Raw genomic sequence first — 23,327 nt, 5'->3', positions numbered from 1 at the left:
CTTTCTGCGTCCAATTACAGGCCCGCCAAGGACGGACGCAACCCCGCATGACCAACCGGCCCCTGCTTGATGAGCTCAACGACCGCTCGCGCGAGGTGTTCCGCCGTGTGGTCGAAACCTATCTGACAACCGGCGAGCCGGTCGGCTCGCGCACGCTGACCCGCGACATGTCAGAGAAAGTCAGCGCTGCGACGATCCGCAATGTCATGCAGGATCTGGAATATCTCGGCCTCCTGGATGCGCCGCATATCTCGGCCGGACGCCGACCGACCCAGCAAGGGTTGCGGCTCTTCGTCGATGGTCTGATGGAGGTCGACCCCGTCGCGCCGACGGACCGCGCGCGGATCGAAGAGACAATGGGGAGCGATGCCGGTGACGTGACCGGGCTTCTCGACCGTGTCGGTGGCGCGCTGTCTTCAATGACACATGGGGCCAGCCTGGTGCTGACCCCGAAACACGAGGCGCCGATCCGGCATATCGAATTCGTCAGCCTCGGGCCGGACCGGGCGCTTGTGGTGCTGGTCTTTTCCGACGGCCATGTCGAAAACCGTTTGTTCACGCCGCCACCCGGCCAGACGCCCTCCTCGATGCGCGAAGCCGGGAATTTCCTGAACGCGCTCGCCGAGGGTCGTACCCTGACCGAGCTTCGCGGCCATATCTCCAGTCAAATCAGGGCGCGCCGGCGCGAGGTGGACGCGCTCGCCGCCACCCTCATCGAGCAGGGCCTGGCCACATGGGAAAGTGCCGCCTCCGACGCAAGATTGATTGTCCGGGGCCGCGCGAACCTGATCGGCGAGGAAGCCGCCGATCTCGACCGCATTCGCGAGCTGTTTGACGATCTCGAACGCAAGCGCGACATCGCCCAATTCCTCGACCTCACCGAAGGCGGCGATGGGGTCCGCGTCTTTATCGGCTCGGAAAACAAGCTTTTTTCACTTTCGGGTTCCTCTCTGGTGGTTTCTCCCTATATGAACTCCGACCGAAAGATCATTGGCGCGGTGGGCGTGATCGGCCCGACGCGGCTCAATTATGGGCGGATCGTGCCAATCGTCGATTACACTGCGCAGTTGGTCGGACGGGTGCTGTCCGGCCCGAAAGGATGAAGAGCATGAGCGATCAGAACCCCGATGGGCAGCCGCCTGAGGACTTCCCCCTCGACGAGGATTTCATGGACCCGTTGGCCGATCCGGACGACGAGGTAACGCAGCTGAAGGCCGAGCGTGACGAGCTGCGCGACCGTTTCGTCCGCGCGCTTGCCGATGCGGAAAATGCCCGCAAGCGCGCCGACAAAGAGCGTCGGGACGCCGAGAAATACGGTGGCACCCGCCTCGCCCGCGACCTGCTGCCGGTCTACGACCATCTCCACCGCGCTCTCGATGCCGTGCCCGATGAGCAGCGTGGTGCCAATGCTGCGCTGCTGGAAGGCGTCGAGCTGACGCTGCGAGAGCTTGGCAATGTTTTCGGCAAGCACGGCATCACCGTGCTGCGTCCAGAGAACGGCACAAAGTTCGACCCGCAGCTTCACGAGGCAATGTTCGAGGCGCCGGTGCCCAATACGAAAGCGGGCGAAATCATTCAGTTGATGGAGCCTGGTTTCATGCTGCATGACCGGCTGCTGCGCCCGGCCAAGGTCGGCGTGAGCTCTACCCCCGCCGCGTGAGCCCCGCCGCGCCGCACAGAAATCAGAAGCGAGAGGACAATATGCCCCAATACAGGCTGGACGACGAAGACGAGCGTGAGGAAGATAACGAAAAGCAGGAGGGGCTCGGCCTTCCGGATCCCGGCAATATCGGCAAGCTTTACTTCAAGTCGCGCAATGTGATCGTCGCGGGCGAGATCAACGACAAGCTGGCGCAACGCACCGTGGCGCATCTGCTGGCGCTGGCCGAGGAAAGCGACGACCCGATCACCATGCTGATCTCGTCGCCGGGCGGGCATGTCGAATCGGGCGACATGATCCATGACATGATCAAGTTCATCCGGCCGACGGTGCGTTGCATCGGTTCCGGCTGGGTTGCCTCGGCCGGGGCGCTGATCTTCGTTGGCGCGGCGAAAGAGAATCGCTATTGCCTGCCGAACACGCGCTTTCTGCTGCACCAGCCCTCGGGCGGGATCGGCGGCACTTCGAGCGACATGATGATCCAGGCCGAACAGGTCCGGCTGATGCGTGAACGGCTGAACCAGATCTTTGCCGAGGCCACCGGCCAGAGCGTCGAGCGGATCGAGGAAGATACACAGCGCGACTTCTGGCTGAATACCGAGGAAGCCCTGGAATACGGTTTGTTGGGCAAGGTCATCAACTCGGTGGACGAACTCAAGTAAACGCTATCGATCGCAATGATAAAGGCCCGGATATGTCGCTGTATCCGGGCCTTTTGATTTCGGTATCTCTGCGGGGTGGCCATAAAGGCCCCTAGGCAGTTTCCGGGCTCACTCTGCCCTGCTCGCAGCAGAAGGCCTAGATCGCGGCCTTCAATGCCTCGGCCCGGCCCGTGTCTTCCCAGGTGAAGCCGCGATGAATCTTACCGGCATAGCTGATATCGGTCGGAGCCTTGCCGAAATGCCCATAGGTCGAGGTGGCGCGATAGATCGGGTGCAGCAGGTCCAGCTCGCCGATGATGGCGAAGGGACGCAGGTCAAAGACCTGACGCACCGCGGCGATGATCCTGTCGATCGGGACGGTTTCCGTGCCGAAGCAGTTCAGCGAGATCGAGGTCGGCTCAGCCACGCCGATCGCATAGCTGACCTGGATCTCGCAACGCTTGGCAAGCTCCGCGGCGACGATGTTCTTAGCCACCCAGCGACCGGCATAAGCGGCGGAGCGGTCGACCTTCGAGGGGTCCTTGCCCGAGAATGCGCCACCGCCATGGCGGGCCATGCCGCCATAGGTGTCGACGATGATCTTGCGCCCGGTCAGGCCGCAATCGCCGACCGGGCCGCCGATGACGAATTTGCCGGTCGGGTTGATGAAATATTTCGTCTCGCCCGAGAGCCATTCGGCAGGCAGAACCGGCTTGATGATCTCTTCGATGACAGCCTCGCGGAGGTTTTCCAGCGAAATGTCCGGATTGTGCTGCGTCGAAAGCACCACCGCATCGACACCGGCCACCTGCCCTGCATCGTCATAGCGGAAGGTGACCTGAGATTTCGCGTCGGGCCGCAGCCAGTCGAGCTGCCCGTTGCGACGCACCTCTGACTGGCGTTCGACCAGGCGATGCGCGTAGGTGATCGGCGCCGGCATCAGCACGTCGGTTTCGTCCGAGGCATAGCCGAACATCAGCCCCTGATCGCCGGCCCCCTGCTCTTCCAGAGCTTCGCGGTCGACGCCCTGATTGATCTCGGGCGACTGCTTGCCGATGATGTTGATGACGGAACAGGTCGCGCCGTCGAAGCCGACATCGGAGGAGTTATATCCGATATCGTTGATGACATCGCGGACGATGCTTTCCAGATCGACCCATGCCGAGGTTGTGATCTCGCCCGAGATGATCGCGACGCCGGTTTTCACCATGGTTTCGCAGGCGACCCGGGCGCGCGGGTCCTCAGAGATGATCGCGTCCAGCACCGCGTCGGAGATCTGGTCCGCGATCTTGTCGGGATGGCCCTCAGAGACGGACTCCGAGGTAAAAATATTATACTCGCTCATGTCAGTACCGATAATGATCCGATTTGAAAGGCCCGTCCTTGGGCACACCGATATAGTCGGCCTGTTCGGCCGAAAGGCTGGTCAGCTTGGCGCCGACCTTTTCAAGGTGCAGCATGGCGACTTTTTCGTCGAGATGCTTGGGCAGGATATAGACGCCGGGCTGGTATTCGTCGCCCTTGGTCCACAGCTCGATCTGGGCGAGCACCTGATTGGTGAAGCTGGCCGACATCACGAAGGACGGGTGCCCCGTGGCGTTGCCGAGATTCAGCGGCCGGCCCTGGCTCAGCAGGATGATCCGGTTGCCCGAGGGCATCTCGATCATGTCCACCTGGTCTTTGATGTTGGTCCATTTGTGGTTCTTCAGCGCCGCGACCTGAATTTCATTGTCGAAATGGCCGATATTGCCGACGATGGCCATGTTCTTCATCTCGCGCATATGCTCGAGCCGGATCACGTCCTTGTTGCCCGTCGTGGTCACGAAGATATCGGCAGAGGCAACGACTTCTTCCAGCGTCACCACCTCGAAACCGTCCATCGCGGCCTGAAGCGCGCAGATCGGATCGACCTCGGTCACCTTCACCCGCGCGCCTGCCCCGGCCAGCGACGCCGCCGAGCCCTTGCCGACATCGCCATATCCACAGACCACCGCGACCTTGCCGGCCATCATCGTATCGGTGGCGCGGCGGATGCCGTCCACCAGCGATTCCTTGCAGCCGTATTTATTGTCGAATTTGGACTTGGTGACAGAGTCGTTCACGTTGATCGCCGGGAAGGGCAACAGACCCTTCTTGTGCAGATCATAGAGACGATGCACGCCCGTGGTGGTTTCCTCGGACACGCCTTTGATCACGTCACGCTGCTGAGTGAACCAGCCGGGGCTTTCCTCCAGCCGCTTGCGGATCTGGGCAAACAGCGCCTCTTCCTCGTCGCTGGTCGGGGTCGAGATCAGTTCGTCCTCACCCGTTTCGACGCGAGCGCCGAGCAGGATATACAGCGTGGCGTCACCGCCATCGTCGAGGATCATGTTGGCGGTGCCTTCGCCGAAGCGGAAGATCTGGTCGGTATAGGACCAGTATTCTTCAAGCGTTTCGCCCTTGATCGCAAAAACCGGCACGCCCGATTTCGCGATAGCCGCCGCCGCGTGATCCTGCGTCGAATAGATGTTGCACGATGCCCAGCGCACATCCGCGCCAAGCGCGACCAGCGTTTCGATCAGCACCGCTGTCTGCACGGTCATATGAAGGCTGCCCGCGATCCGCGCGCCTTTCAGCGGTTTGCTGTCACCATATTCGTCGCGCAGCGCCATGAGGCCCGGCATTTCCGTTTCGGCAATATCAAGCTCTTTCCGTCCATAATCGGCCAGAGAAATGTCCTTGATCGTATAGTCTGTCATGGGAGGCCCCTTTTATGCTCAAAAGCCGATAGCACCGGCCCCGTAAAAATTCAATGAAGCCCGGCAACTTGCACGCGCGTGATGCCTCGCGTATCGGAGGTTTCGATCAGAATAAGGGGGGCTCACCATGGCGATGCTTCTGGCTGATGTCGGCGGGACCAATGCACGACTGGCCATCGCGCGGAACGGCGTGATCGACGGTGACAGCGTGACGCGGTATCGCGGCGATGATTACGACAGCTTCGACCGTGTCGTGCAGACCTTTCTCGCCGGGCAGGGCAACCCGCGGCTGACCGCGGTCTGCGTCGCGGTGGCGGGCCCGGTCTCGGGTGGCAAGGCCGAGCTGACCAATCGCGACTGGGATTTCTCGGAGGATCGGCTGGCGCGGCTGACCGATGCCGATCATGTGAGGCTGATCAACGATCTCATGGCGCTTGGCTATGCCACGCCACGGCTCGGCCAGGACGGGGTATCGCTGCTGCGACCGGCACCGGCGCATCGCGATCTGAACGGGCAATCGCTCGTGGTGGGCGCCGGCACCGGATTCAATGTCTGCGGAGTGCGCCATCTGTCCGGTGGGGCCATCACCTGCCAGGAGGCCGAAGAAGGCCATACGAGCCTGCCCCATAACATCGCCATTCGTCTGGCAGAGCGTGTCGGGACAGATGAGATGCCGGCCTTCTTTTCGACCGAGGAAACCTTCGCCGGGCGCGGTCTGACGCAGCTTCATCACGCGCTGCATGGCGTGAAGGTGGCGCGCGCCGAAGCGATCTCGACCGCGGCGATGCAGGGCGACGCGCAGGCCGAGGAGACCTATCGCATCTTCACCGAGCTGTTCGGCCTAGTCCTGCGCGAGCTTGCGCTGCGGTTCATGCCGCTGAACGGGATGTATCTGGCGGGTTCGGTGGCACGCAGCTTTGCTCATCGCAGCGAACAGCTTGAAAGTGCGTTTCTGGCCGAGCCCTATATGCGCCACATCACCGAAAACACGCCCCTGCTGCTGATCCGCGACGATATGGCCGCACTGCATGGCTGTCTGGCCGCGATCACGTGATATTTGCTTGCCGGCCCATGTGATCTCTGGATTTCATGGCCGGAAGCTGCAACAAAAGTAGCACTGGGCAAGAGGGGCAGGTATGCAGCGGACCGCAACGGTTGCCGTCGTCAGCATCGTGGCCGCAGCCATCGTGGCTGTGGATGCCGCGGCACAATCCGCGTCGTCCTCTAACCCGTTTGCCGGAATTTCGCGCCTGTTCAACGGCCGCGAAGAGCCGGTGACGAATGACGAGGGCGAGGTGCTCGGCCCCCCGGTCGAGCTGGATTTCGTGATCGTGAACGGCGATGAGGATCTGGAGGGTCAGCTGCGCAGCGCATCGCTGATCACGGGCGCGCTAGAGGAAAACCGCGGAACCGGGCAGGATATTCTGGCGGCCGCGCGGGGTGATTATGCGCGGGTTCTCGGGGTGATGTTCGACGAGGGGTATTTCTCGACGATCATCAATATCACGCTGGACGGGGTCGAGGCGGCAGAGATCGCGCCGCTGGATGCGCCGGAATATGTCGGCAATGTCGTCGTCACAGTCGATCCCGGTCCGCGCTTCAAGTTCGCGCGCGCCGATATCGACCCGCTCGTGCCCGGCACCGCGCCCATCGACGAATATGCCGTGGGCGAAACCGCGGGCACCGGCATCATCAAACGGGCAACATCCAGCGCGATCAGCGACTGGCGTGACAACAGCCACGCAAAAGCCCGTGTCGCCGGGCAGGAGATCATCGCCGATCACAACGTCTCGCGGCTGGAATCGGATGTCGATCTGAACCCCGGCCCGCCCGTGACATTCGGCCGGCTTCAGGCGACCGGTAACCAACGGCTCAGCACCCGGCGGTTGCTGAAGATCGCGGGCTATCCGGAGGGCGAAGAATTCGATCCCGAAAAGCTGGAAACCGTGCGCAAACGTCTGCGCCGCTCGGGCGTGTTCTCGGCCATCACTCTGGTCGAGGCCGAGACGCTGAACCCCGACAATTCAATGGATGTGGGCCTGACGGTGGTCGAGCAGAAGCCGCGCCGGATCGGCGCTGCATTCGAGCTGTCGAACACGGATGGCGCGATGATCTCGGCCTATTGGCTGCATCGCAACCTGCTGGGCGGGGGTGAGCGTTTCCGCATCGGTGCCGAGGTGAGCGATATCAAGTCCGATACCGATGCGCAGGATTACGAATTCGACATCCGCATCGACCGCCCGGCCACGCTACATCCCGATGTGACGGGGTTTATCGACCTGTCGCTCTCCGAGGAGAACGAGCCGGAATATTACAAGAAAAGCGCCCAGATCGGGCTGGGGTTCAATTATATCCGCAGCGAGCGGCTGACCGCAGAGACAGAGCTGCGCTATACCAAGTCGCAGGTGAATTACGGCTCGGGCTATTATGATTACGAGACTGTCTCGCTGCCAAGCGGTGTGACGTGGGACCGCCGCGACGACATGAACAACGCCAAGGACGGGTTCTGGCTCGAAGGGGAGGTGGCACCGTTTCTGGGGCTCGAGGATACCGGTTCCGGCGTGCAGCTGTCGGGTGAGGGGCGCATCTATCGCAGCTTCCTTGCTGAGAATAAGCTGACCCTGGCGGGGCGCGCGAAGCTCGGCACGGTTCTGGGGCCACAGATCCTGGAGATCCCGCCGGATTATCTGTTCTTCTCGGGTGGCGGCGGCAGCGTTCGCGGGCAGCCCTACGAATCGCTCGGCTTCGATGTGCCGCTGCTCGGCACGGATGACGAAGCCTATGTCGGCGGGCAAAGCATCGTGAACCTGAATTTCGAGACCCGCTATCAGCTTCGCGAGAATATCGGCGCGGTCGCCTTTGTCGATGCCGGACAGATCTGGAACGACGCCGCCTGGAACGGTGAGACGAAATGGCATGCAGGGGCGGGGGTCGGCGTCCGATATAACACGCCCATCGGCCCGATCCGCTTTGACGTCGCTACCCCGATCGAGGGGGACGAGGATGACAGCAAGGTGCAGCTTTATCTCGGGCTGGGGCAGGCATTCTGATGATCCAGCGTATCCTCATCTGGCTGGCGTTGGTCGTCATGCTGCCCCTCGGCGCTCTGGCGCAGGATGATCCTGACGAAGACGCGACAGTCGCGGAAATCTCGGAACAGGAATCCGACGATGAGGGGTTTCTCACCCGGTTTCTGCAAAGCCGCCTGTCAAATGCAGGCCGCTCGGTCGAGATCGACGGTTTCCGCGGGGCGCTGTCATCGCGTGCAACCTTCGACAGCATCACCATCGCAGATGCGGATGGCGTCTGGCTGACGCTGCGCGACGGCGCAATCCAGTGGAACCGCTCTGCACTTCTGCGAGGCCGGGTCGAGGTCGGCGAACTGACCGCCGATCTGATCGAGATCCCGCGCCCTCCGGTGGGTGAGGAAGAAGAAGAAGCCCGCGCCGAGGCCCGCAGCTTCTCGTTGCCTGAACTGCCCGTGGGCATCGCCATCGAACAGATCGAGGCCGGCCGCGTCGTCCTGGGCAGCCCGCTGCTCGGCGAGGAAGCAGAGATCACGGTGAGCGGGTCGATGTCGCTGGCGGGTGGCGAAGGCGTCGCCGATGTCGTCATCAGCCGCATTGACGGCAAGAAGGGCGAGTTCACCTTTGACGGCAGCTTCGACAATGACAGCCGGGTGCTGAATATCGACCTGTCGCTTGACGAGGACCCTAACGGGATCTTCAGCCGGATCGCCAATCTCGAAGGCCGCCCCGCCGTCACCGCGCAAATCAATGGCGAGGGCCCTCTGAGCGATTATCAGGCCGATATCCAGCTCGCGACCGATGGAGTGGAACGGATCACCGGCGATCTGACCTTCCTCGCCGAAGAGCGCGGCGACGCGAACGGCAACAGCTTCGAGCTGACGCTGGGTGGCGACGTGGCGACGCTTCTGCCGCCCGAAAACAGGGAGTTCTTCGGGGAAAGCACCCAGATCGTCGCCAGCGGCTGGCGCGCCGATAGCGGGCGGCTGGAAGTCGATGCGCTGGATTTCGACACAGACGCGCTCAAGATCAGCGGCAGCCTGGCGACAAATGACCAGAATGCGCCGCAGATGCTGGACCTCAACGTCGATTTCGGTCAGGAGGCCGGCGCAAAGACCCTGCCCGTCACAATACCCTTCGTCGACCCGCCGATCACTGTTTTATCGGGCAATCTGGACGTGGGGTATAACGCCGCCGAGGGTTCGGACTGGGCGTTGAGCGGTTGGCTGACCGAGATCGATCGCGACACGACCCGGCTCTCGCGCCTCGACCTCGATGGCGAGGGTCAGGTGACACTCGCCGAGGGCGACACGCTGGAGCAGATCGACGGCACCCTGAGCTTCGATGCCAGCGGGATCGAGCTGGTCAGCGAGCGCATTCAGAATGTCGTCGGCGACCGGATCAGCGGCGTGACAGGTTTCGATTTCACGCCAGGGCAGGTGCTGAGGCTGAGCTCGATGGAGATCAGCGGCAAGGATTACGGCCTGGACGGTGCGCTGACCGTCGACGGGCTCGCCAGCGGGATCGTGCTGTCCACGTCCGGCATCGTGGCACGGCACGACAATCTGTCGAACCTGTCCGAACTGGCCGGCCGCTCGTTGTCGGGCCGGGCCGAGGCTAATATGACCGGCTATTTCCAGGCGCTGACCGGCGCTTTCGACATTGACGGGACCGTCACCGGCACCGATCTGGCTGTGGATGATCCGCGCCTCGACAATCTTCTGTCCGGCGAGTCGACGATCACCGTCTCGGCCGGGCGCACCGAGGATGGCACTGAACTGCGGGATCTGTCGGTGAATGCGCAGCGCATCTCGCTGGACGCAGCGGGCACGATCAACGACGATATGGTCGATCTGACCGCGAATTTCGATGTGCCGACGCTGGCCGATCTCGATCCCAGCTTCGAAGGGGCGCTGAGCGCGAATGCCCGGCTGACGGGAACCACGGGCGCCCGGCAGCTCGCCGTGACCGGGCAGGCAGCGGGACTGCGCACCGGGATTGACGCGCTGGATGGCGCTTTCGCGGGCGAAACCGATCTGACCGCCGCGCTGCGCGAAAACGGCGAAGGCAGCTTCGATCTGACCGAGCTTCAGCTTCAGAATGGCCAGCTGACCCTTGACGGCACCGGGACCATTGCGGGCAGCGATGTGGATGCGCGGTTCGATCTCGATTTCTCCGATCTCGCCGCGCTGGGCGACCGCTTCGCCGGTGTTCTTGACGCGACTGCGCAAATCGAGACAGAGGCCGGGATCCGCGATATCACCGTGACCGGCACGGGTCAGGATCTCTCGGTCGGGCAGGCCGATCTGGATGCCGCGCTGCGTGGCGATACGGAATTCACGGTAAACGCAACGCAAAACGCCGATGGCATCGAGATTTCCGATCTCAGCGTCGAGAACGATAAGCTTGATGCCACTGCCTCCGGGCGGATCGCCGAGGATGGCACCGACATGCGGGCCCAGCTTCAGATCCCCGCGCTGGCGGCCTTGGGGCGCGGCTGGGAGGGATCGTTTACGGCAGATGCGGTGCTGGATCAGGCGGCAAACGGTCTGCGGAATATCCGTGTCGACGGGCTGGCACAGGATCTGTCGCTCGGTCAGCAGAATGTCGATGGCGCGCTGAGCGGGGAGACGCGGATCGAGATGCGTGCGCAGCAGCAGCCCGACGGCGCGCTGACGCTGCAATCGCTGGATGTGTCGAACGAGCAGCTTTCTGCGAACGCGTCAGGCCAGCTTGTCGAGGGTGCGGTGAACGGCGAAGCTTCTGCCCAGATTGCCAGCCTCGCCGCGCTTGGTCAGGGCTGGTCCGGGACGCTGGACGCGACCGCCGAGATCGACACTGACGCTGCCGGGACGCGAAGGATCGAGATCGACGGCACGGGCGAGAATATCAAGCTGGGTCAGGAACAGGCCGATGCGGCTCTGACCGGCACGACCGTGATCGACATCATTGCCGAGCAAGCCAGCGATGGGGCCATACGGATCGAGCGGGCGGATGTCCGCAACGAACAGCTCACCGCCTCGGCTGAGGGCGAGATCGGCGAGGCCAGCACCAACGCGACTGCGGATATCTCAGTCAGCGATCTCGCGTCGCTCGGTCTTGGCTTGCAGGGCGCTCTCGATGTGGATGCAAGCTTCGCCGATACAGGCGACGGTGCCCGGCGCCTGACCGTGACCGGGGAGGGGCAGGATCTTGCGCTCGGTCAGCAGGGCAATGCCGGAACGCTGACCGGGACGACCGATATCAACGTCTCGGCGGTTGAGCGCGACGGCAGCTATACGATTGAGCAGGCACGGCTGAGCAATGATCAGACCCTGATCAATGCCGAAGGGATGATCGGCCCATCGGGCACCGATGCCAATGCCGAGATCGAGATGACTGACCTGTCGGCGCTCGGGCTTGGCATGTCGGGCGCGCTGTCGGCCGATGCCAGCCTTCAAGACGATGGCAGTGGCGCACGCAGCTTTACGGTCGACGGGATCGCCTCGGATCTGGCGCTCCGCCAGGCGGGGGCGGATCGGGCGCTTTCGGGTGAGACCCGGTTCCGGGCGACCGGCACGCAGCAAGAGGGGCTGATCACGCTTGAATCGGCGCAGATCGACAATCCGAATCTTTCGGGCAGCGCCTCGGGGACATTTGGCGACGGCCAGACCGATCTCGACGCTGAATTGCAGGCGGGGGATCTGGCATTTCTCGGCGGCGGTTTCGGCGGTGCGGTCGATGCCGAGGCGCAGATTCAGGATACGCCACAGGGGCGCAGCTATGATGTGAGCGGGACGGCGCAGGATCTCAGCATCGGCAGCGCCCAGGCCGATGCGGCGCTGGCTGGCGAGACGCGCTTTGCCGCGCAGGCGGTTCAGGATGGCGGCCGGATCACGATCAGCCGGTTGGATGCCGAAAACCCGCAACTCTCCCTGTCGGGCGACGGCGTGATTGGCGGCGGCGAGACCCGTTTTCAGGCCGAGGCGATCAGCCGGGATCTTTCTTTCCTTGGCCCGCAATTCGGCGGCGCCGTCGAGGCGAATGCGCAGCTCGTCGATCAGGGCGGGGTGCAAAGCTTCGAGATCACCGGAACCGGGACGAATATCGGCGTTGGGGTGGCTCAGCTAGATGCCGCGCTTGCCGGCCAGACCCGGTTCACCGCAAGCGGAAGCCGCGACGGGCCTGTGATCGCGCTGGAGGCGGCGCGGGCCAGCAATGGCCAGTTCACCGCAACCGCGGAAGGCGTCTATGGTCCGGATCAGACCGATATCGATATCGATCTTTCGGTCCCAAGCATCGGATTTGCCGGCCCCGGATATAGCGGCTCGGTGAACGCTACGGCACAGATCACCGATCAGAATGGCGGGCGCCGGATCGCGGCCCAGGCCACTGCAAACGGACTCGGCATCGGGAATGAGCGGGTGGACGGCCTGCTTTCCGGCCAGACACGGGCCGAGCTGGTGGCGGTGCAGGATGAAAGCGGCATCACGCTTGAACGCCTGGATGCGCGGAACGGCCAAATCCAGATCATTGCCGATGGCAATCCTGCGCAGGGCCTGAACCTGGACGCTCGTCTGGCGGATCTGGCACCATTGGTGCCGGGGATCGACGGCCCGGCGCAAGCAGTGGGCACGGTGCAGCAGGTCGATGGCGGAACGCAGCTCGATATTGCAGTCAGCGGTCCGGGCGGCACGCAGGCGCAGCTTTCGGGGCTGCTTGCCGGTGAGGCGACCGATCTGCGCATGTCGGGGATCAGCAACGCCGCGGCGGCGAACGGGCTGCTTCGGACGCGCAGCATCGAGGGTCCGGTCGATTTCGATCTTCGCATGCAGGGTGCGCCGGGGCTCGAGTCGCTGACCGGGCAGGTCAATCTGAATGATGGGCGGCTTGCCGAACCGGCGATCGGGCTGACGGTGGAAGACCTGAATCTGACCGCGCAGCTGGCGCAGGGGCTCATTAATCTCGACGTGGACGGCGCTTTGAGCGCTGGCGGGTCTGTTGCGGTGGATGGCGCTGTCGATCTGCGCAGCGGCGCGCCGGTTCTGGACCTGACCGCCCGGCTGAATCAGGCCGTGATCCGAGATCCCGCGTTGTACGAATTGACTGCCGACGGCACCGTCTCGGTGACCGGCGTGGCGGCGGATGGCCCGCTGGTGAGCGGGACGATCAACATCCTCGAGGCCGAGTTCCGCATCCCCTCGACCGGTCTGGGCGGCGCGCAGGACATTCCCGACATTCAGCATGTGAATGACAGCTGGCAGGCCGCCGCCACTCGCGCCAAGGCCGGGCTGGAGCCATATGGCAGCCTGGCTGCGCAACAGGCCGAGCTGGGCGGACCGGCGGCGACGCCGCCGCCGAACCCGGCGCGCTTCGATCTGACCATCAACGCGCCGAACCAGATTTTCGTGCGCGGTCGCGGCGTCGATGCCGAGCTTGGCGGCGATATGCGCCTGACCGGGGACGCCCGCAACCCGGTTCCGATCGGATATCTCTCCCTGATCCGGGGCCGCGTCGATCTTCTGGGCAAGCGGTTCGATCTGACCGAGGGACTGGTAGAGTTGCAGGGCAGCCTGATCCCGGTGATCCGGCTGGTAGCGACGCATCAGGAAAACGACATCACGATCCGCATCATCATCGACGGCGAGGTGCGCGAACCCGACATTACCTTCGAATCCGATCCCGAGTTGCCGGAGGAAGAGGTCCTGTCCTATCTGCTCTTTGGGCAGGGTCTGGACGAGATCAGCCCGCTTCAGGCGGCGCAGCTGGCCAATGCGATTGCCGTTCTGGCCGGTCGGGGCGGGATCGGCGTGGTCGGGAATATCCGCGACGCGACCGGGCTGGACGACCTTGATCTGACCATGGACGAGGATGGCAGCGTCGCCGTGCGCGCGGGCAAATATCTCAGCCGCAACGTCTATACCGATGTCGAGCTGGACGATCAGGGCAAGACCCAGATCAACCTGAATCTCGATGTGACGAACTCGGTCACCGCGCGCGGCTCGGTCGATAGTGAGGGCGAAAGCACGCTCGGTCTCTATTATGAGCGGGATTACTGATCGGCCGATCTGCTGCGCAGGATTCGTGATGCAGCTTGTCATCCAGTTGTTACTTCTGGATAATTTCATTAATTCAGGACTTTACCCACGCGGAAACCGACTCTAGGCTCCGAAGGTGTTTGACAAATATCAAATGCCTGACAGGAGGTTAATCGAATGAGCAAGCGTGACGACATGATCGCGAAATACGCGGCCGACATGAAAGAGAAGATGGGGGTGACCCCGGATATGGATCTGCTGACAAAGGTCACCATTGGCTGTGGTCCGTCGATTTATAATGCCGACAGCGAAACCGTCGCAGGCAGCGACATGGAAGAGCTGGAGCGGGTGAAGAACAACTTCCTCGTCAAGAAGCTCGGCCTTGCGGACGGCCCGCAGCTCATGGAGGCGATCAAGAAGGTGCTGAACGATTATGGCAGCTCGAACCGGAACAAATATCGCGCGGTGATCTATTACGCGCTGACCAAGCATTTCGGCAAGGAATCCGTCTACGGCTGACCCTTGCGCTCAGGCGATCATTGCCTTGATCGCCATGACATTATCCGGGCTTGCCGAGACGACATCCTTGGCAAGCCCAATGGCGTCATCGATCAGCTGATCGCGCGGTGTCAGCCGGTCGACGAGGCCCCAGCCCAATGCGTCCCTCGCAGAGATTTTCTGCCCGGCCATCAGCAACATCTTCGCCCGCGCCGGCCCGACAAGCGAGGCAAGCCGTCGCGCGTCCCCATCCGGCGGCAGATAGCCCAGACGCATGACCGGATAGAACATCTCGGCCTCGGGGACTGCGATCCGCAGATCGGCGGCGATCGTCACGCCGAAGGCACCGCCCGCCATTGTGCCGTTTATCGCCGCGATGGTGAGACAGGGCATCGTTGCCATGCGCGCGGACAGCCGCGCCCAGCTTTCCGACCCGATCAGACCCTCTCGCGCCTCGTCAAGATCGGCACCGGCCGAATAAACCTTGCCCCTGCCGGTCAGGATCACCGCACGAGCGGGCGAATTTGCCGCTGCATCGAGTTCCTGCGCCAGCCGAACCAGCATCTCTTCGTTCAGCGCGTTGGCCTTTTCCGGCCGATCGATAACCAATGTCACGATATTGTTGACGCATTTCTGGACGATCATTCGGCATCTCGCTAGGCTCTGCTGCGTTAAGTTGCAGGTTTCTCAAATTCCATAACAGTACTCAAGGTGACCTTATGGCCGTCAAACTTACCTCCGCTACCGCCATCGGCCTGATTTTGGCCAGCAATCCCGCTTTGGCGGAGGTGACTCCGCAATCGGTGTGGGAGCGGCTGTCCGATTATTACGAGACGGTCGGCATGACGGTCGAGACCGGTTCGGTTGATGATTCCGGGGATCGGCTGACCGTGAATGACGTGATCATCTCGCAGGACAGCGAGAAGGGCAGCACAGAATTCGATATGGGTCAGTTCGTGCTTTCAGCGAATGACGATGGCAGCGTCGCGGTCGATCTCCCCGATGAGTTCTCGGGCGTTATCACCATGGAATATCCTGAGGCCGATGCGCAGCATACGGGAGATTCACCCTCGGGGGACAGTGTATCTGACGACAGCCTGGATGGCGCCGAGGACGCGGCCGAGGCGGGCGATGACGCCTCTGAGATGGCCGGCGAGGCTGACACGGCAGAGCCGCAGCAGATGCCGCTTGACGCCTCCAACGTGCCTCAAGGCCCAACCAAGATTAATTTTACTGTCCGTCTTCAGGATGACTCGATGACTGTCAGCGAAGATGGTGAATCTACGGTTTATGACTACGATATCCCAGTGGTCGAAGCGGTCGTGGATCGCATCGAGATGCTGGACGGGACAACTGTGGAAGCTCCGCTTCGCCTTACGATGAACGATATCACGGGCACGGACCGGTTCAGTGAATCGGACGGTACCAGCGTCGGTCAATCCGGGACAATCGCGTCGCTTGATGTGAAATTCGCTTTCGGGGATGAGGCTGCTGGCGGTGCGGTCGACGGCTCTGCCACGATCAATGGCCTGACGATCAAGAGCCAATCCTTTATTCCTGCTGACGCCAACCTCGGTGAAGATATCGCCGCGGCCATGCGCGCCGGTCTGGATGTCAGCGGTACGTTCGGCTTCGAGTCGATGGAAACGAATGGCGAGATTAACGCGACCGATCCTGCTGAGGCCGGCTCGTTCAGCTCAACCAATGAGCAGGGCGAAATTACCTTTGCCATGGCGGGCGGTCATCTGGCCTATGGCGGTCGTTTCGGACCCGCGCAGATCGAGGCGCAGGGCGGCAATCTTCCGGGTCCGGTGTCCTATGGCGCCGAAAATACCGAAGCCAGCGTCGAAGTGCCGGTCATGGCCAGCGACGAGCCGCAGGATTTCATCGCGGTCTACAGCCTTCAGGGGGTGGAGCTTTCGGACAGCCTATGGTCGCTCTTCGATCCGCAATCGGCGCTGCCGCGCGACCCTGCATCGGTTAATATCGATATTGACGGCACCGCGGTGCTCGATCTGGATCTGCTGGACGACCAGGCTTTCGCGGAAAGCCCAAGCGCCGAGGTCGGCGCCTTCAAAACGCTCAGCATCAACGATATTTCTCTGTCCATGCTCGGAGCGGATGCGCAGCTCTCGGGTGAACTCTCGGGTCTCGACGTGCGCGAGACGCCTGCTCCCGTCGGCTCGATCTCCGGTCGCTTCGAAGGTCTGAACGGTATGATCGACGCGCTTGTACAGGCCGGGCTGGTTCCTGAGAATCAGGTGATGGCGGCGCGCATGATGATGGCCATGTTTGCCAAGGCTGATCCCGAGAATCCCGAGGTCATGACAACCGAGCTAGAGTTCCGCGAAGGCGGCGAGATCTTTGCCAATGGCCAGCAGGTCAAGTAAGACCTGACTCAGTCGACAGGACCGGGTCCCCGCCTCGGCGCGGCGGTCCGGTCATTATCTTGTTGCAGCTTTGCCCGAAGTGCTCGATGAAGGGGTGCCGATTGGCAGGATCATCATGCTGAAATCGTTAACAAATTCCTTGTTAAAAGCCGCACGGGACGCAGGTGCCGACGAGGCGGAGGCGATTGCCATCCGCGCGGCCGCGACTGGGGTGGATGTGCGCGACGGGCGGCTGGAACACGCCGAGCGGGCCGAAGGTGTGGAAATCGGGCTGCGCGTGTTGATCGGTGGGCGTCAGGCCAGCGTCTCGGGTGCCGACCATAGCGAGGCGACGCTTGAGACCATGGCCAGACGGGCCGTCGCGATGGCCCGCGCCGCGCCTGTCGATGACAGCCTTGGCCTTGCCGATCCCGACCAGCTTGCCGGCGATACCGACGCAAGCAGCCTTGAGCTTTTCGATCCCGGTCCCGAACCCGATCCGGAGACGCTGGAACAGCGTGCCTTGCGGGCCGAAGCGGCGGCGATGGATGTCCAGAATGTTCGCACGGTCGAATCGGCCGGGGCGAATTATTCTCAGCGTGAGACATGGCTTGCGCTCAGTAACGGTTTCGAGGGCGGGCATCGCCGCAGCCAGCACGCGGTCAGCTGCACTGCGATCAGCGGATCCGGCGCGGCGATGGAGCGGGACCATGCCGGCGAAGGCCGGATCTGGGAAGAGGACATGCCCTCCCCCGAAGAGATCGGCATGTTGGCAGGCGAACGTGCCGTCGCCCGCGCTGGCGCGCGGAAGCCGCCGACGGGGGCATTTCCGATTCTGTATGACGAACGGATCTCGTCGGGGCTGATCGGCCATTTGCTTGCGGCGATCAACGGGACCGCGATTGTCCGCGGTGCAAGCTGGTTGCGCGCCGCGATGGACATGCAGGTTCTTCCCGAGGGCGTCTCGCTCCATGAAAACCCGCATTTGCCGCGCATGTCGGCCTCGCGGCTCTTTGACGCAGAGGGGCTGCCGACCGAGGCTCGGGATATCGTCAGCGATGGTGTGCTGCGCGGCTGGACGCTGGACCTGGCCACGGCGCGCAAACTGGGGCTCGACAGCACTGCGAGCGCGGTGCGCGGCATCGGATCGCCGCCTTCGCCGGGTAACTCCAATATCGTGCTCAGCGAAGGGCTGCGGAATCGCGATGATCTCATTTCGGATATGGGGCGCGGCTTGATCGTGACCTCGTTGCTGGGCAGCTCTATCAACCCGACGACCGGTGACTATTCGCGCGGTGCGGCGGGACTTTGGGTCGAGAACGGTCAGATCAGCCATCCGGTGAATGAATGCACCATTGCTGGCAATCTGCGTGACATGCTCTTGCGGCTGACCCCTGCCAATGACGCGCGCGACTGGCGCGCCTTTCGTGTTCCCAGCCTGCTCGTGGAAGGAATGACCGTTGCCGGAGCGTGATCTAGCGCTGTTGATCGAGGCCGCGCAAGGCGCCGGAGAGATTGCCCGACGTTTCTGGCGGCAAGAGCCCGCCATCTGGGAAAAGGACGCCGGCGCGGGCCCGGTGACCGAGGCCGATCTGGCGGTGAACGACTATCTTCTCGACAAGCTGATCGGCGCACGGCCCGGCTATGGCTGGCTGTCCGAAGAAAGCACTGACGATGCGGCACGGCTGGATGCGACACATTGCTTCATCATCGACCCGATCGACGGCACGCGCGCCTTCATCGACGGGCAGCAGGGTTTCTCGCATTCGCTGGCTGTCGCGCGGGAGGACGAGATCGTGGCGGCGGTGGTTCATCTGCCCGAGATGGAGCTGACCTATGCGGCGCATCGCGACGGACCCGCAACGCTGAACGGACAGGAAATCGCCGCGACCGAGGCGAGGCTCGCTTCGGCGGACGTGCTGACCAGCAAGGCGGCGATGGAGCCGGGATACTGGATCGGTCAACACCCGCCAGAATTCAAGCGCAGCTTCAGACCCTCATTGGCGTGGCGGCTATGCCTCGTCGCAGAGGGCCGGTTCGACGCGACGATGTCTCTGCGCTCAGCCTGGGAGTGGGACATCGCCGCCGGCACGCTGATCGCCGAGCGCGCCGGGGCGGTTGCGACCGACATGCGCGGCAAGCGGATGCGCTTCAATAACCCCGAGGCACGGCTGGATGGGCTGGTCATCGCCGGCCCCGCACTTCATGCCGAGATCATGGATCGGCTGGCGACAGGTCCCCGCGGCTGAGCCGCGCTGCACCGGTCGCTGTAATCAGAACAGAGGCGGCAGATCGGCGAAGGGATCCCCGCCGCCACCGCCCGGCACCGTGGCAACAATCGTCGTGCCCGGCCCGCCAAGGGTCGAGATCTGTTCGGCCAGAAGCGTAATGGACTGCGAGGCGGCCAGCGCGACCGAGGCGGGGGTGTCATCCTCGACCGGGACGGCGATATCGAAGCCGCGTGAGTGATGCGCCCCTGCGCCGCTGCCTTCCGCGGAAAGAAAATAGCGCCCTTCAAGCCGGAAATAGCCGTCATTCGTCGCTAGCGCCTTTTCGACACGAACATCCAGCTTCCGCTCTGGCGGAGAAGAGAGCGGCCAGGGTTCCGGGATCACAGACGCCCCGGAAATCTCGGAAATGGCACGGGCGAGCGTCACGGTGAAAGCGCGCTGAGGCTGATCGGCCCAAAGGATGCTGCTGTTCGAGCGGACCGCGCCGTCCTCGCCCTGCCACGCGATCTCATCGCCGGCGGCATAGTCCGGCAGCGACACTTCCAGGAGCTCGGTCGCGCCAAGCTGGTCCCCGGCGAACTGGGTCGAGGCAGGCGGGTCGATCACATAGCGTTCGGTCCCTGTTCCGTTGCCGCAGGCGGCGAGGCCGAGGCCGATCGTCAGGAACAGGCAGAGGGTCAAAGGTTGCATCACTATCGTCCCAGAATAAATGCGCGTGGATTGCGTTCTATCGTGCGGGCGAGCGAACCGAAAGACGAGGCCGCGCGGCCCAGTTCGCGGATCATCGCCCGTGCATCATTGCTGATCGCGCCATTGTCGCCATAGGCCGCGATCACCTGCTCGGCCCGCGCGGCGAGACGCTGGAACCGGGCCGAGAGCTCTGGCAGGGTCTGCGCCGCCTCTGCGACCTCGTCCGCAGCAACCCGGGCCGAGGCCAGCGTGTCGTTCAGGCTGCCGGCGGCATTGCCGTCGCGCAGATCGTTCAGCAGACCGGATGCGGCTTCAAGCGTATCGGACAGGTTTCGCGGCAGTTCCTCGGCATCCTCAGAGCCAAGCATGATCCGCAGGTCCGAAAGTATGGCTTCGGCCTGCGCCGAGATCTCCTCGAAGCCGAAATCCTCGACCGCCTCGGCGGCTTCGTCAATCTGCTCGACCATGTCGGGCATCTCCGCAGCGGCCAGCCTGACCGCTTCAGAAGCCTGCGCGGCCTCATCGAGCAGCCGCGACAGATTGGCCGCGGCGTTCTGTTCGCGCAACTCGGCGGTCATTTCCTTGATGTCTGCGGCGGCGAGCCGCGTTTCCTCAAGCGTCTCGCGCAGAGTGCCGGGGATGGCGCGGGTGTCGGGGGCTGCCGCGATCTGGGTGACCGCATCCATCATATTCGTCGCGGATTGCAGCAATTCCTCGATGTTCAGCGAGCCAAGCCGGTCCATGAGACCCTCCGCAGAGGCGCTGAGATCGGAGATCACCGGCGGCGCCGAGGGCATGATCGGATAAGGGTCGGCGTCGAGATCGAGCGAGGCCGGCTCGGGGCGCGGCTCGTCGATGAGCTCGATCACCTTGGTTGTGCCGAGAAAGCCGGTCGAAGAAACACGCGCCCGGAGGCCGCTCTCGACCCGATCGGCGAGGAATTGCAGCGCGTCATCGTAGCTGCTGCCCTGTTCCAGTCCGAGGCGGCCCGGCGAGATCACAAAGGTGATCCGCTGCATGATCTGTTCATCCTCGGGCCGGGATTCGTCGATATCGACCCCCAGCTCGGTCACTCGTCCGATGGTCAGCCCCTCATAGGTGACATCGGCATCGGTCGCGAGCCCGGCGACGTCATTCTGGGCCAGCATGGTAAGGCGGATATCTTCTTCCGCCGCGCCGAACAGGCTGGCCCGCGCAGTTTCCTCGTCCTGTTGCAGACGGAAGACATAGCCTGCTTCGACAGGCTGACCGCCGGCGGACATGGTGGCGAAGGCCACGCCGCCCTGCACCAGCTTGGAGAGCGAGTCGACATTCAGGCTGAGCCCGCCCGCACCAAGCGAAACCGAGAAGCCCGATGTGTCCCAGAACGCCGAGGCGGTGGTCAGCCGCTGATCGTGCGGGGCTTCGATGAAGACGTCGGCGAGAACCGATTCATCTTCTTCCGAAAGCCTGAGATTCTGCATCCGGCCCACTTCCAGCCCCCGGAACGTGACCGGCGCGCCCTCGGCAAGCCCCTTGGCGCCGGGCGACGACAGCACCACCCATGTGCCTTCCCCGGCCGCTCGGGCGAGGGTCGGCTTGTCCAGCCCGATAAATTCCCGCGTCGGCTGGCCCTGCTCGGCATCCCAGAAGCCTTCGACGAACACACCCGACAGCACGGTATCGAGACGCGAGATCCCCTGCGCCGAGACAATCGGGCGAACGATCCAGAATTCGGCTTCGGTGTCGATATATGGCGAGACATCGGGTTCGACGCGGATATCGACGACGACACTGCGCAGATCGCCGGTGAAGCGGACGGATTCGACCTCGCCCACGGTGATTTCGCGGAATTTGAGCGTGGTTTCGCCAGGCACGATGCCGGTGGCGTCGCGGAAGGTGACCGAGATCAGCTCTCCTCTGCCCGAATATGAATTCCAGGCGAGCCCAAGCGTTACCGCCAGCGCGATGATCGGCACCAGCCAGATCAGCGAGGTCCCGGCGCGGGCAGCGCGGGCGGCGGTGCGCTTGGCGGCATGGGAGGGTCGGAGTTGAGGCGCGTCACTCATTAATCAATTGGTCTCTTTTCGACGGTGCAACGGTAAGCCACGCCAGATCAGGCGCGGATCGAAGCTTTGCGCCGCCAACATGGTAAATGCAACAGATAGAGCGAAGGACGCCGCAGCCGGTCCGGGTTTGATGGAAATCACGAAGCCGAGCTGAACGAGTGCCGACAGGATCGCGACGACAAACACGTCGATCATTGACCATCGGCCGATGAATTCGACCACCTCGTAAACATGCAGCCGCAGATGCGCATCGCTTTCGGTGGCGGGCTTTCCTGCTGTGATCCCCAGCCAGATGATCGCCACGAACTTGCCGATCGGCACCATGACCGACGCTGCAAACACGACGATTGCGATGAACCAGTCGCCATATTTCGCCAACTGCACCACACCGCCGATGATCGTCGCGTCTCCGCCGCCGCCGAAGCCGCCGAGCGACCGGGTGGTCATCATCGGCAACATGTTGGCCGGAATGTAAAAGACCATGCCTGCAAGCAGCCAAGCCCAAACGGCCTGAAGGCTTCGCCGGTCAGGCGGGGTCAGGGGTGAGAGGCAGCGGGCGCATTCCTCGCGGTCCTCGGGCCAAACCCGTCCGCAGCTTCGGCAGCCGATGAGCCCGGCGCGATGCGCGGTCAGGATCGGCGGATGGGTATCGTCGGGGACAGAGTCGCTCGGGGCGGCGTCGGGGTTGTTCATGCCGGTTCCACCCGCTCACGCCCGTCGGTGGCGGCGCCCGCATCCTCGATCGCATCCCAGATCGTGGTCGAGCACATAAAGCTGCGATTGGCGAGGCTGACGAAGATCAGCGCGCAGAACGCCCAGAAAGCCGGGCCGAAATTGATCGTGGCCAGTCCGCCGACCTTCACCATGGCCACCGCGGTGCCGATGATGAAGATCTCGGCCATCGACCAGGGTTTAAGCTGCTCGGACAGGCGGAAAGCCCGCACTGCATTCGCATAGGGCTTTCGGCGCCGGGCGAGCGGCCAGAGCGTATAGATCAGCAGAGCCGCACGCAGCGCCGGCAGCGCCACAATGGTTGCCATGATGGCTACGGTCAGCGGCGCGATGATGCCGTCGGAAAAGGCCATCGCAACCCCGAAAAGCGACGTGCCATGCCCCATCCCGAGCCGGGAGATTTCCAGAAACGGAAAGAAGATTGCGCCGATCATCAGCACCATGGTGGTGACGGCCAGGGCAATGATCTGAGTAAAGGCACCGGTCTTGGGTCGCGCCAGCACGCCGCCGCAGCGCACACAGCGCGCGGTCACACCCGATTCCAACTCTTCCTCGATATGCAGCGCGTCGCAGCGTGGGCAGGCAATCAGACCTTCACCCGTGCGCACATCATATTCGGCACCATCCAACATCAGCTTAAGATACGGTGGCCGGCGGTAGCATCAAGATGCGAAGCC

Annotated in this window: 17 protein-coding genes; 10 read left to right on the top strand and 7 right to left on the bottom strand. The window is 63.1% G+C overall.

From position 1 onward, the window contains the following. Window positions 1-47: 47 nt before the first annotated feature. From hrcA to PAF18_RS12810, 3 genes are all read left to right on the top strand, one after another. Window positions 48-1,103, top strand: coding sequence for a heat-inducible transcriptional repressor HrcA (gene hrcA / locus PAF18_RS12820; RefSeq protein ID WP_271116090.1), 1,056 nt, complete (start codon window positions 48-50; stop codon window positions 1,101-1,103). Between the two features lie 65 nt (window positions 1,104-1,168). Beyond that, window positions 1,169-1,660, top strand: coding sequence for a nucleotide exchange factor GrpE (locus PAF18_RS12815; RefSeq protein ID WP_271118134.1), 492 nt, complete (start codon window positions 1,169-1,171; stop codon window positions 1,658-1,660). A gap of 41 nt (window positions 1,661-1,701) precedes the next feature. Further along, window positions 1,702-2,322: an ATP-dependent Clp protease proteolytic subunit gene (locus PAF18_RS12810; protein WP_271116089.1), complete on the top strand. Its 621-nt coding sequence runs from the start codon at window positions 1,702-1,704 to the stop codon at window positions 2,320-2,322. 136 nt (window positions 2,323-2,458) lie between these two features. Here the strand turns inward: PAF18_RS12810 and metK are convergent, their stop codons facing one another. Next, on the bottom strand, window positions 2,459-3,646 hold the full coding sequence (gene metK, locus PAF18_RS12805) for a methionine adenosyltransferase (RefSeq protein ID WP_271116088.1): 1,188 nt from the start codon (window positions 3,644-3,646) through the stop codon (window positions 2,459-2,461). A gap of 1 nt (window position 3,647) precedes the next feature. Further along, a complete protein-coding gene (gene ahcY, locus PAF18_RS12800; protein ID WP_271116087.1) occupies window positions 3,648-5,039 on the bottom strand; it encodes an adenosylhomocysteinase in 1,392 nt (463 codons plus the stop codon). Window positions 5,040-5,166: 127 nt separating this feature from the next. Here ahcY and PAF18_RS12795 point away from each other — a divergent pair, with 127 nt between their 5' ends. The 4 genes from PAF18_RS12795 (at window position 5,167) to PAF18_RS12780 (ending at window position 14,601) form a co-directional block, all read left to right on the top strand. Continuing rightward, window positions 5,167-6,093, top strand: a complete 927-nt coding sequence (locus PAF18_RS12795; RefSeq protein ID WP_271116086.1) for a glucokinase — start codon at window positions 5,167-5,169, stop codon at window positions 6,091-6,093. An 82-nt stretch (window positions 6,094-6,175) separates the two neighbouring features. After that, entirely contained in the window at window positions 6,176-8,089 is a 1,914-nt protein-coding gene (locus PAF18_RS12790) for an autotransporter assembly complex protein TamA (RefSeq protein WP_271116085.1), read from the top strand. After that, window positions 8,089-14,103, top strand: coding sequence for a translocation/assembly module TamB domain-containing protein (locus PAF18_RS12785; protein ID WP_271116084.1), 6,015 nt, complete (start codon window positions 8,089-8,091; stop codon window positions 14,101-14,103). The genes PAF18_RS12790 and PAF18_RS12785 overlap by 1 nt, the downstream gene beginning before the upstream one ends. Window positions 14,104-14,259: 156 nt before the next feature. Then, on the top strand, window positions 14,260-14,601 hold the full coding sequence (locus tag PAF18_RS12780) for a DUF2853 family protein (RefSeq protein WP_271116083.1): 342 nt from the start codon (window positions 14,260-14,262) through the stop codon (window positions 14,599-14,601). 9 nt (window positions 14,602-14,610) lie between these two features. On the opposite strand, the gene PAF18_RS12775 is transcribed toward PAF18_RS12780, so the two are convergent. Next, window positions 14,611-15,225: an enoyl-CoA hydratase/isomerase family protein gene (locus tag PAF18_RS12775; protein ID WP_271116082.1), complete on the bottom strand. Its 615-nt coding sequence runs from the start codon at window positions 15,223-15,225 to the stop codon at window positions 14,611-14,613. A 74-nt stretch (window positions 15,226-15,299) separates the two neighbouring features. Between PAF18_RS12775 and PAF18_RS12770 the strand changes: the two genes are divergently transcribed. The 3 genes from PAF18_RS12770 (at window position 15,300) to PAF18_RS12760 (ending at window position 19,198) form a co-directional block, all read left to right on the top strand. Further along, the gene (locus tag PAF18_RS12770) at window positions 15,300-16,970 is read left to right on the top strand and encodes a DUF2125 domain-containing protein (protein ID WP_271116081.1); all 1,671 of its coding nucleotides are present in this window, start codon (window positions 15,300-15,302) and stop codon (window positions 16,968-16,970) included. Window positions 16,971-17,085: 115 nt separating this feature from the next. Continuing rightward, the gene (locus PAF18_RS12765) at window positions 17,086-18,423 is read left to right on the top strand and encodes a TldD/PmbA family protein (protein ID WP_271118133.1); all 1,338 of its coding nucleotides are present in this window, start codon (window positions 17,086-17,088) and stop codon (window positions 18,421-18,423) included. Beyond that, the gene (locus tag PAF18_RS12760; RefSeq protein ID WP_271116080.1) at window positions 18,410-19,198 is read left to right on the top strand and encodes a 3'(2'),5'-bisphosphate nucleotidase CysQ; all 789 of its coding nucleotides are present in this window, start codon (window positions 18,410-18,412) and stop codon (window positions 19,196-19,198) included. The genes PAF18_RS12765 and PAF18_RS12760 overlap by 14 nt, the downstream gene beginning before the upstream one ends. A gap of 24 nt (window positions 19,199-19,222) precedes the next feature. Here the strand turns inward: PAF18_RS12760 and PAF18_RS12755 are convergent, their stop codons facing one another. Genes PAF18_RS12755 through PAF18_RS12740 form a run of 4 tightly spaced genes read right to left on the bottom strand, consistent with a single transcriptional unit; the run spans window position 19,223 to window position 23,282 of the window. Continuing rightward, the gene (locus PAF18_RS12755; RefSeq protein ID WP_271116079.1) at window positions 19,223-19,870 is read right to left on the bottom strand and encodes a PqiC family protein; all 648 of its coding nucleotides are present in this window, start codon (window positions 19,868-19,870) and stop codon (window positions 19,223-19,225) included. A 2-nt stretch (window positions 19,871-19,872) separates the two neighbouring features. Then, on the bottom strand, window positions 19,873-21,918 hold the full coding sequence (locus PAF18_RS12750; RefSeq protein ID WP_271116078.1) for a PqiB family protein: 2,046 nt from the start codon (window positions 21,916-21,918) through the stop codon (window positions 19,873-19,875). Window positions 21,919-21,921: 3 nt separating this feature from the next. Next, a complete protein-coding gene (locus PAF18_RS12745) occupies window positions 21,922-22,611 on the bottom strand; it encodes a paraquat-inducible protein A (RefSeq protein WP_271116077.1) in 690 nt (229 codons plus the stop codon). Beyond that, window positions 22,608-23,282 carry a paraquat-inducible protein A gene (locus PAF18_RS12740; protein ID WP_271116076.1) on the bottom strand — a complete coding sequence of 225 codons (675 nt, stop codon included), beginning with the start codon at window positions 23,280-23,282 and terminating at the stop codon, window positions 22,608-22,610. The genes PAF18_RS12745 and PAF18_RS12740 overlap by 4 nt, the downstream gene beginning before the upstream one ends. Window positions 23,283-23,327: the final 45 nt, after the last annotated feature.

Origin of the sequence: Paracoccus sediminicola (assembly GCF_027912835.1) — a bacterium.
Classification (GTDB): domain Bacteria; phylum Pseudomonadota; class Alphaproteobacteria; order Rhodobacterales; family Rhodobacteraceae; genus Paracoccus; species Paracoccus sediminicola.
Note: the sequence above shows the minus strand (reverse complement) of the source record. Positions and strands in the feature narration are given on the sequence as shown.